Below are 10,363 nucleotides of genomic sequence, written 5' to 3'. Positions count from 1 at the left end.
CGAGGCAGTTCCGGAGTGTGAAGCTTCAGACATCGGCAACCTTCAAATTCAGAATTTTCGTCCGCCTAACACGCGCTCGATCATGCTGCAAGACAAGATATCGCTTAGGCATGTTGCAGCTCGGCGGCACTCTCATGGAGAGCGCAATCATGGCAGTGACCTCAGGGATCTGACTGACACGGACGCCAATTGCAGAACCTGATCCACGTTCCACGGCCTGCCACCCACTACCAGCGTAGCCGATGCCAGCGCGACTTCATACCTCTACCAAAACTCGTATATTCATAAACTTCCGCCGTGGAGTGACCCTTGCCGCCCTCACGGCCAGCCACGAACCGTCGTCTCGAGGCAGAGCGACCACGTCTTCCATTCCCGGCCACCGTGCGGACTTCTCCAACCCGTCCAAATCCCCTAATCCACAACGACAAATAAGACCCACTTTCAAGTTACCGGCGAGCGAGAGCCTCAGCGGCCCCAACATGTTGTCAAGCGCGTCGACACTTGAGCCCCGCCGTGATCCCGTGCAAGACTCACCGGCACAGTCCGAAGCATGCCGCCAAAACGAAGAGTTCAAACTGTGATCATCCAGCGATCAGAAAACCAGGAGATCTCGAACTTCTTGATCTTGGCGATCGCGCTGCTGTGCACCTTGTCCCTCGTTCTCCGCTTCAGCTTCCTGGGTGAGATACCCGGCGCCCCATACTTCGATGAGGCAGAAACGGCGTCGAACGTCATGTGCCTCAGTCAGCAAGGGACTTCAGCCTCAGGTCAAAAATGGCCCTTGTTTGCAGAACTGTGGGGAGGCAACTGGGAATCCCCCCTGATCATTTATCCCGCAGCGCTGATTGCCCTTGTCGGGGATGGGAGCATCGCAAGCTTCCGTTTGTTTCCCGGACTGGTGGTCGTACTGACCATCGTCGGGCTATTCCTGATTGCCCGCGAACTCTCAAATCTCCGAACGGCCATGTTCGCTGCCCTGCTGGCGTTCCTGTCACCCTGGTCGTTCGTTGCAGGCCGTTTGTTCTGGAAGTGCCCTCTCGCTCCCCTTTTCGTCATCTGGGGCGTTTATCTGTTTGTACTGGCGCTGCGCACAAGGAACACATCGACTGCCTTGCTATCGGCACTGGCATTCTCACTATCTCTCTATTCCTATCAATCCGCATGGGCTCAGACACCTTTGGTCATAGCTTTCATGCTGGTTCTTGCGTTCTTCCAAGACAGGCAATTCGCAAAGCGACTACTCGTCATCTTCACAATCTCAGTGCCACTGGCCTGCCTGCCAGTTCTAATACTGGCTATCAATGGCGACTTGATGCAGCGCGTCGAAGACACCTCCGTGTTTCGGGACGGCCATTTCGCAGGCCTTATTCTGTTTCTGCAGAATTTTCTCCCTCACTTCAGCCCGTCGTTTCTATATTTTTCCGGTGACACAAACCTCCGTCACGGAATGGGAGGCCTGGGGCAACTCAGCTGGCTGGATCTTCTTGCCCTCGTGCTCGGAGTGCCAGCACTCCTGTATTCGCGGCGTTTTCAAAGGCCACAATTTCCCATTCTCGGACTGCTCGCGATCGCGGGTACAATCGCCGGCACTTTTTCAGCAGCACTCACCATAGAAGGCATACCACATGCCCTTCGTGCGAATGGCATGTGGCCATTCTTCGCCCTGCTCGGCGCCTGGCTCATAGCACAGGCTCCGATCCGACCGCGGATCGACATTGCGCTCATTGCAATCGCTAGCTGCTTCCTCGCGTGGTTCACGTATTACCACTTCGCAGTCTACCGCGATCTGAGCAGACCCTATTTCGACGATAGCATGCAGAAACTTGCAGTCTCAGAGGATCCAACGCGCTGGCAGAAAATCGCTACAATCGAGTATCCGTATGTCGCTGGCTACTACATCATGCATTACGGGCAAGTGTCTTGTCGCGAGGCGTTCGAATTCATTACGTCAATACGCAAATAGGTCCGATACTCTCTTCGGATCCGTTTTCTGCCAGGGAGAAGCACTTGTGAGCAATCAACCGGCAAGACTTGCCATCATCGTACCCTGTTTCAATGAGGAGGAGGTTCTGCCCGATACGTCAGCACGCCTGACGGGCACCTTAGAAAACCTGCTGGCAACACAAAAATGCACCCGTGGCAGCCAGATATTTTTCGTTGATGATGGCAGCACCGACGAGACCTGGCAGGTCATTGAGAGGTTGATTGCAGGCAACCCTCTTGTGGCGGGAATCAAGCTATCCCGGAATTTCGGGCACCAGAACGCTCTGCTCGCAGGATTATTCACCGCTGACGCTGACGCTGCCGTCACGATTGATGCCGATCTCCAGGACGACATCGACGCAATAGAGACGATGCTGGATCGATATCTACTGGGTTACGATGTGGTTTACGGGGTCAGAAGACGGCGTGACCTGGACAGCATGTTCAAGCGCCAAAGTGCGCGCATGTTCTACCGAACAATGCAGGCTCTAGGCACAAAGACGATCGTCGATCACGCCGACTATCGTTTGCTCAGCCGACAGGCAATACTTGCACTCCGGGAGTATCGCGAAGTCAATCTGTTCCTTCGCGGAATTGTTCCCCTCTTGGGATACAAATCAACGATTGTTCAATTTGATCGCCACAAGCGGCTTGCCGGCCAATCAAAGTATCCCTTAAGAAAGATGGTTGAATTTGCAGTTGATGCAGTGACGTCGTTCTCAGTGGTGCCGCTCAGGCTCATTTCGGCCATCGGGGTCCTTCTGTTTTTTCTATCGATGATTTTCGCAGCATGGGCCACGTGGATCGCACTGGGTACTGAGGCGGCAGTGCCCGGTTGGGCATCGACCCTACTGCCCATATTGCTTCTGGGCGGAATTCAAACACTGTGCCTGGGAGTTCTGGGGGAGTATCTCGGGAAAATATATGTCGAGGTGAAATCGAGGCCACGCTACATCATTGAATTGGTGGAAGGACTAAGAGTTTCCCGCCCCGCCAGTGCTGCAGATGTAAAACACAGTGATTGAGCTGACTTGCCCGTGCCACCAAAGCCCCACACACAAGTCCTTGTCTTCCTGCTGAACGGGGCAGTCTCCACAGCCATCCAGTTCGGCGTTATGATCTCGTTCGTAACATTCTTCGGGTTATCGCCCGTGCTGGCATCGGGTGCTGGCTATGTAATCGGCGCGCTTGTCAATTACTGGCTCAACTACAATTTTGCATTTGAAAGCTCCGCACCTCACCTGATTGCCTCGTATCGCTTCACCCTAGTTGCATGCGGAGGACTTCTCCTGAACTCAGGCTTCATGTTTGTGATGCTGCATGCATTTTCATTTAATTATCTCGTTGCTCAGGTGTTTGCGACAATGGCTGTGGTGGTCTGGAGTTTCTGTCTGGGCAAGTCGTGGACCTTTTCTGCCACGCAAGACTGACCACCGGCCGGGAGATCAGCTTAATTGGTGCGTTGTGAACTGCTGAGTTCTCTTAGCCTCGCAGCGATTTCAGGAGTACGAAATGCTCTGGTTGTGTCATGCTTTCCAGGCAGCAACAAGAGAGCATCCGGTTTGCATGGCTGGCTTGACTCGGGAATTGATCGACACGCTACATCTTCCGGATAAGGAAGTGGAGCCATGCTGTTCTGGACCTACAGTCAGTGCGCCATTCCAGATTTAGCAATCAACGAGCGGAAGGAGTTTGCTTGAACTTCATCAAATGAACGCCAGCAGTCAATTTTGCATCTCCAAGAAACAAAAGGGGGGAAGGACGTCAGAATACCCAGTTCTCTTGCAACAGATATGAGGCGATCGCTACACTTGCGGCTGCTACTAAGAGTGTAGCGAGACGGGGCGTATCGAAGGCCATGCCCAAAGCGACGATCAGTGAAGAAATGCACAATGTTATGAATGAGGCAGCAAGGAAGCGGATAAACGCAAGTTTCCAATTCGTGGCGCTGGCAAAAGTGAATTTGTAGTGCCCAACGAAGGAAACCAAAAAGGCACAGAGATAAGCCAGGCCATGAACGACGATCATCCGCCAGCTGAAAAAGCTTACAGCTACTAATATAACGGTGAAGTGGACAGCTGTCGCCATCGCACCGACCAAGCTAAAGCGGAATACCTGATGGATATCCGGGGTGAATTTCTCTCGGCTCATTTTGTTAGCCGGGCGACGACGGACAATCCTGCAAGCTTGTTCCATCTGGCCATTGAGACCTCTAAACTGCACATTCCTGTCAGAACCGAATTGACAAGTTCTGGAACCGGCCTCATGTCGGAAGCATCTTCCCCACTATAACGCCGGACGAGTCGAACAATGGCGGCAAGAGGAAAAACAGATCCAAAGAAATAATGCAGGCGGTCGGGCGTGGCGCCCGCTTTCCTTATCGTACGGCTGAGTGAACCGAGCGTATAGCGTCGACGATGCTCAAGATAAACATCATGAGAACTCCACAAAAAGTTGAAGGCGGGCACAGTGATGATGAATGTTGTTCCAGCCGGCGCTGAACCCCAGTATCGAGCAAGTAGCCCGACATCATCATCAACATGTTCCAGCACATCCATCAGGAGCACAAGGTCCTGGTCGATGCTGCTCACTGATCGACGAAACAATAATGGCAGTCCTGCCACCGATGATTCGCAGTCTGCCTCATAACCAGGGTCGACACAGATGGCTGATTGGCCATATCCATTCTCGAGCAACCAGCGACTGAACCAACCTTCACCAGCTCCGACGTCAAGAATCGAATGGCTGGATCGTTGAAGGTGGCGCGTGATCATGCGCGCCTTCGAAACATAGTACCAATGCCTCGCAGCCTGCTCACCAAGTGCATGTCTTTCTTTCAGGTCCACGACCACCTCCCGTTTCACACTGTTTTTTGCGGCCAGTCGCCGGAACAAACACGTCGACTTTCGCGTCTAGCAGGCCAGGTCAGGCGCAAGACAATCACCTTTTCCCAAGACGTGTTGGTTTTGCGCCTAGGGCCGCCAACTCAACCGCTCAAGACAGCGATTTTTCGGCGCGCGACTTTATCAGCGCAGTTGCTCCCAGATAGCCCAGTCTACAAAGCGGCAAGACCATGGTGCGATCGTGCGCCGTGCTTTCCACACATCTGGTGTGACTTGTGCCTAGGACATTCAGCGAGTAGAAGTAAACGATTGCGTTAGACTGTTTGGAATAGTTCGAATTTGTTATTTTATTCAACTAAAGGTTGACCACATCGTGAATACTGCCGAGGACCGGGAAACCTTGTCATTAGTCGTTCCTGTGCTGAACGAAGAGCAGGCGATTCCCATTTTCCTCGGTCGCATCCGGCTGCTCGCTGACCAGCTCGGCAACCTCGATATGAAACTCGAAGTGATTTTCGTCGACGACGGAAGCCGGGACATGACCGTACACCGGATCCTGAGCGCCCGAAGCGACGGCTTCCAGATCAGGCTCGTCAAACTCTCGCGCAATTTTGGCAAGGACAGCGCCCTCGCAGCAGGCCTTGCGCACGCAACTGGACAAGCGATCATTCCACTCGACGTTGATCTCCAGGATCCGCCGGAGCTTATTCCCCTCATGGTGGACGCCTGGAAGAACGGCGCGAAAATCGTGAATGCAAAACGAAAATCCAGGGCGAGTGACAGTCTGTTCAAACGAACGACGAGCCGTTGGTTTTACAAGGTATTCAACAGGCTTTCGGATTATCCGTTGCGCGAGGATGTCGGTGATTTTCGCCTGTTTGACCGGCAGGTTGTTGATATACTGAACGAGATGCCGGAGAGAGTGCGCTTCATGAAGGGCATGTTCGCCTGGGTCGGCTTCGAGCCTGTCACGATCGAATATGAACGTCCCAAGCGCTCCGCTGGCAACTCAAAGTGGAAGGCCTGGAACCTCTGGAACTTTGCCCTCGATGGCATCACCGGTTCCACAACCCTGCCCCTTCGCGCCTGGACCTACGTCGGTTTCACGATCGCATTTCTCGCCCTGCTGCTGGCGGCACGGCTCGTCGTGAATGTGCTGATATACGGAATCGACGTGCCGGGCTATGCATCGCTCATGGTCGTCACGCTCTTGCTGGGAGCCAGCAACCTTATCGCGGTGGGCATCCTCGGGGAATATCTGGGTCGCGTCAGCATCGAGGTGCGGCAAAGACCCATTTATATCGTTGATTCGGTGACGGACGTCAGCAATCGGGAGGCGCGCACGGAGAAGGGCAAGCCCAAGGTAACCGCGTGATCGAGGCTACAAGAAAACCATGGTGCCGCCTGCCAATGCGGCATACCGGCCTGTTGAGGACATCCATCAAGTGTGGACCCTGCTTCTGATCTTGGTATAGTCATATTCGCTGCATCTTCCGAACGCCCGATACAACCAACCCAGCCAGACAAATGGTCATGCAAAAGAACACGACAATCTGCCTTGCCATGATCGTCAAGAATGAGGCATCGGTGATCAGGCGATGCCTCGACAGCGTGATGCCCGTCATCGATCACTGGGTCATCGTAGACACTGGTTCCACGGACGGGACACAGCAGATCATTCGCGATCATCTCCATCAACTGCCCGGAACTCTCTATGAACGTCCCTGGCGCGATTTTGCTCACAACCGGTCTGAAGCCCTCGCCCTTGCCCGGACGTGCGCCGACTATACGCTCATCATCGACGCCGACGACACGCTTGAGCAATCTCCGGACTTCAACTTCAGAGCTCTTTCCGCGGATGCCTATGCGTTTGAAATCCGCGATCCGCCGATGCTGTATCACAGGACACAGCTCGTACGTAATCGACTGAACTGGTTCTATCGTGGCGTTCTGCATGAATTCGTCATGAGCAACGAGGCGAACCAGACTGTCACTGCGCCCGTTGGCATACGACGCAATCATGATGGCGCAAGACGCAAGGAACCTTCATGGTTCCTGCGCGACATTGAGGTGCTCGAGGGAGCGCTGCAGACGGAACAAGATCCCTACCTCGTGGCGCGATACAGCTTCTATCTCGCGCAGAGCTATCGCGACGCGAGGATTCCCCAAAAGGCAATCGATTGTTACCTCCGCCGCGCCACGCTTGGCCAGTGGGAGGAAGAGGTATTCTTCAGCCTCTATCAAGCTGGAAAGCTGATGGAGACGTTGAACTACAATGATGACGAGGTGCTCGACGTCTATCGGCGGGCATTCAGCGCCGTGCCCTCCCGAATTGAATCCCTGCACGCAGCAAGCCGCCTGTGCAGAATCCGGCAGCGTTATGAGGAAGGCTTTGAGTTCGCGAAGCTCGGTCTCAACAAGCCAGTGCCACCCTATGCCATGTTTGTCGAAAACTGGATCTACGAAACCGGATTACTCGACGAATATGCCGTAAATGCCTATTGGATCGGCAGATACAGAGAGTGCAGGGAAGCCTGCCTGCGACTTCTGAGTAGCGGCAAGCTATCACCAGACGACGATACAAGAGTATTTAACAACCTGAGAGAAGCGATGAACAGAGAGCAGCCTTCCGTGTCGGATCTTCCCCGATTGCATGTCATTTCTCTTCCACACACCGAGACGACCCGGCAGTTCGACTGGTGTGCCTTCACAGCAAAGACACGCAAGTTTGCTACCATGATGACGCAGCTGGGCTATGACGTCCGGCTTTATTCAGGGGAAGTGAACGAGGCGAAATGTACCGAGCACATTCCGATCGTCAGCCGCGCTGAACAAGCAAAGTGGTTTGGCCAGTATGACTGGTCCAGGCACATGTTCAATGATTTCGATTCCTCACGCGAATTCTGGCAAGTCACCAATGCACGGGCAGCGCGAGAGATCCGCGCACGGGCCAGACCGGGCGACATTCTTGGTCTCGTGATGGGGGCCTCACAACAGCCAATCGCCCGCATGCTCGGTGACATGGGTCTGCATGAGGTGGAGATCGGCATCGGATACTCTGGAATTGTATCGCCATTCCGCGTGTTCGAGAGCTATGCCCTTCGGCATTTTCTCGCCGACCGGGCGCCAAATGATGATGTCCGGCCATTTGATGTCGTGATACCGAACTTCTTTGAACTGGATCAGTTTCCAGAGGGTGACGGCAGTGGTGACTACTATCTGTTCATGGGTCGCCTGATCAGGCGAAAGGGGCCCAAGATCGCCGCTGACGTCTGTCGCCAGATTGGGGCCAAACTGGTCATTGCGGGCCAGGGCATGGCCAGCACAGCACCAAACTTCGTCACCTCTGACGGGACCGTCCTCGAGGGAGACATTGAATATGTGGGCCTGGCTGACCCGGTCCAGAGAGCCCGGCTGATGGGAGAAGCCAAAGCTGTCTTTGTTCCCACAATCTACCTCGAACCCTTTGGTGGCGTTGCCGTGGAGGCGATGCTGTGCGGAACACCCGTCATCACCAGCGACTGGGGTGCCTTCACTGAAACCGTGATCGATGGGGTCACTGGATTCCGCTGCCACACCATGTCGGATTTCGTAGAGGCGGCAATCCGGGCCCCTTCTCTCGATCGAAAGGCAATTCGTGCCTACGCAACCAGCCGATATGCGACATCGGTGGTGGGCAAGCAGTATGATCGCTACTTCAGGCGCCTGACCACGGATTACCCGGCATTCGTCGAGCAACAAAAACAAGACAAGCTGAAGGCGCTTGCCCAGCAACGGAGCCAAGCTGAGACCCAGCCCACATTCGATAACTGGCTCAACCTGTCGAGGGATTATTACAATGCGGGGCTCTACCGCGAAACGATTGATGCCGCGAACAACGCGCTCAAGCTCAATCCGAACTCGGCTGAAGCCTACAACAACATGAGCGTTGCACACAAAGGCCTGAGGGAGTGGGATCTCGCCATCAAGGCAGCCAACACCGCACTGAAGTTCAAGCCCGACTTCGAGTTGGCGAAGAACAACCTGCGGGCGGCACTCGAGGAGCAGCGCCTGTTCCTCTAGGCTTGTCGATCCTGCCTGACCTGAGTTTCCTGTCCGTCTCCGGATGCCAGCGGCGCCGTTCACGGACTTTGAGTTTCGTACCAGACTTCTTGAACGGGCAGCCTCGCTCTCCTTTTGCCAAGCCTGATCGCAGATGCAGATCAAACTGCAGCTGCCCCGCTGCTGGCGCCTGTACGAGCAGGCTCACTCAATATCGAGAGGGATGGAATAATCGTGGCCTGATCTGTGAGACAGGATGCAAAATCATCCAAGCCAGCAGATCACCGGATCACAATTGTGGACGTATGCCTATCGGCCGTGTGATGATTGCAGCGGCAGTCAGCGCTGGCGAGAGCCAAGGCCTGGCTGACTGGATCGGGCCTGCTGGTCTGCACCACCACGCATAGATGGAGCTGTTTCAATAAAGCCAGTTCTTGCTCTAAGATCGCCGGATCATTCTTGAGGTTTTCCTTATCTTGGAACGACATGCCAATATCGTCATAGGTGGCGGATTGCTCGGTTGCGGCCTGGCCCTGGAACTTGCAGCGGCGGGCCGGCGCGTGCTGCTGCTCGAGCAGGACACTGAAGTCATGAACCGCGCAAGCTTGCGCAACGAGGGAAAGATACACCTTGGCCTGATCTATGCAGGAGATCGTTCGGGAAGGACCGGGAAGCTGCAACTCGAGGGCGCGCTTGGCTTCCGGCGCATTGTCGCGTCATGGATCGGCGAGACGGCGTTTTCCCGTATTGGAATTTCAACGCCCTTTACCTATCTCGTTGCAGAAAACTCCCTTCTGAAACCCGAACAGTTGAACACGCATTACCAGAACCTTTGGGAGGCATATCGCACGGCGATGCGCGCCAGTCCGCAAACGGTGGACTATCTCGGCATCTGCCCGGATTTCCTTGCACGCAGAGTTGATCTGGAGACGCTTCCGGACTGCCTCGCCCGGCAGCCCGTTCTGGCGGCTTTCGAGACATCCGAGCGCGCGATCAGCACCGATCACCTGGCAGCCGAGGTTCGGCGCGCAGTCAGTCACAACGCTCTCATTGATTTGCGATGCGGGTCAAGGGTTGTCGGCATGTCCCGGCATGGTTCCGGATTTGCCGTGACGACATCATCAAGGCCGGACGATGGCCTGTCTGAATACTTCGGAGACACGATCTTCAATGCAACCTGGGAGCAGAGATTTCGGCTTGACGGGATGCTGGGCATTCAGTCCGCGCCAGGGTGGCTGCATCGTCTGAAGTATCGGGTCATTGCGAGGCTTCCAGAAGGCTTCGAGCATGCTCCTTCCATCACCATCGTCCTTGGCCGATTTGGCGATGTCGTGATCAGGCCAGACCGGACGGCTTATTTATCCTGGTATCCAGAGGGGCTACGGGGATGGAGCCATGACATAGCGCCGCCGATGGCCTGGGAGCCGGCCTGCAAGGGCAAGGAACAGCCCGCCGTCAGCAACTCCATCGCAACTGCCATTGTTCGCGCCATAGCC

General features: G+C 54.9%; 10 protein-coding genes. 7 read left to right on the top strand and 3 right to left on the bottom strand.

Going from position 1 to position 10,363, the window contains the following annotated elements; genetic code table 11:
- The 4 genes from ACILRN_RS12765 to ACILRN_RS12750 form a co-directional block, all read left to right on the top strand.
- Positions 1-202 (top strand): hypothetical protein (locus ACILRN_RS12765; protein ID WP_395688845.1); only part of this gene is annotated, 202 nt, incomplete at its 5' end.
- Between the two features lie 417 nt (positions 203-619).
- Entirely contained in the window at positions 620-1,963 is a 1,344-nt protein-coding gene (locus ACILRN_RS12760; RefSeq protein ID WP_395688844.1) for an ArnT family glycosyltransferase, read from the top strand.
- A 46-nt stretch (positions 1,964-2,009) separates the two neighbouring features.
- The gene (locus tag ACILRN_RS12755) at positions 2,010-3,008 is read left to right on the top strand and encodes a glycosyltransferase family 2 protein (RefSeq protein WP_395688842.1); all 999 of its coding nucleotides are present in this window, start codon (positions 2,010-2,012) and stop codon (positions 3,006-3,008) included.
- Between the two features lie 12 nt (positions 3,009-3,020).
- A complete protein-coding gene (locus ACILRN_RS12750) occupies positions 3,021-3,413 on the top strand; it encodes a GtrA family protein (RefSeq protein WP_395688840.1) in 393 nt (130 codons plus the stop codon).
- 334 nt (positions 3,414-3,747) lie between these two features.
- On the opposite strand, the gene ACILRN_RS12745 is transcribed toward ACILRN_RS12750, so the two are convergent.
- Together ACILRN_RS12745 and ACILRN_RS12740 are read right to left on the bottom strand one after the other, a co-directional pair.
- Complete coding sequence (locus tag ACILRN_RS12745) at positions 3,748-4,134, bottom strand: GtrA family protein (RefSeq protein WP_395688839.1); 387 nt, start codon at positions 4,132-4,134, stop codon at positions 3,748-3,750.
- Entirely contained in the window at positions 4,131-4,829 is a 699-nt protein-coding gene (locus ACILRN_RS12740) for a class I SAM-dependent methyltransferase (RefSeq protein ID WP_395688838.1), read from the bottom strand. Before ACILRN_RS12740 ends, ACILRN_RS12745 begins: the two co-directional genes overlap by 4 nt.
- A gap of 370 nt (positions 4,830-5,199) precedes the next feature.
- On the opposite strand from ACILRN_RS12740, the gene ACILRN_RS12735 reads away from it, so the two are divergent.
- On the top strand, positions 5,200-6,201 hold the full coding sequence (locus ACILRN_RS12735) for a glycosyltransferase family 2 protein (RefSeq protein ID WP_395688835.1): 1,002 nt from the start codon (positions 5,200-5,202) through the stop codon (positions 6,199-6,201).
- Positions 6,202-6,359: 158 nt separating this feature from the next.
- On the top strand, positions 6,360-8,888 hold the full coding sequence (locus tag ACILRN_RS12730; protein WP_395688834.1) for a glycosyltransferase: 2,529 nt from the start codon (positions 6,360-6,362) through the stop codon (positions 8,886-8,888).
- 260 nt (positions 8,889-9,148) lie between these two features.
- Here the strand turns inward: ACILRN_RS12730 and ACILRN_RS12725 are convergent, their stop codons facing one another.
- The gene (locus tag ACILRN_RS12725) at positions 9,149-9,496 is read right to left on the bottom strand and encodes a hypothetical protein (protein WP_395688849.1); all 348 of its coding nucleotides are present in this window, start codon (positions 9,494-9,496) and stop codon (positions 9,149-9,151) included.
- Between ACILRN_RS12725 and ACILRN_RS12720 the strand changes: the two genes are divergently transcribed.
- Positions 9,380-10,363: FAD-dependent oxidoreductase (locus ACILRN_RS12720; RefSeq protein WP_395688847.1), on the top strand; the 984-nt coding region annotated here is incomplete at its 3' end. The genes ACILRN_RS12725 and ACILRN_RS12720 overlap by 117 nt on opposite strands.

This window comes from Aestuariivirga sp., from assembly GCF_044238155.1.
Taxonomy (GTDB): Bacteria; Pseudomonadota; Alphaproteobacteria; order Rhizobiales; family Aestuariivirgaceae; genus Aestuariivirga.
This window is presented reverse-complemented; position numbering and strand designations above follow the sequence as displayed.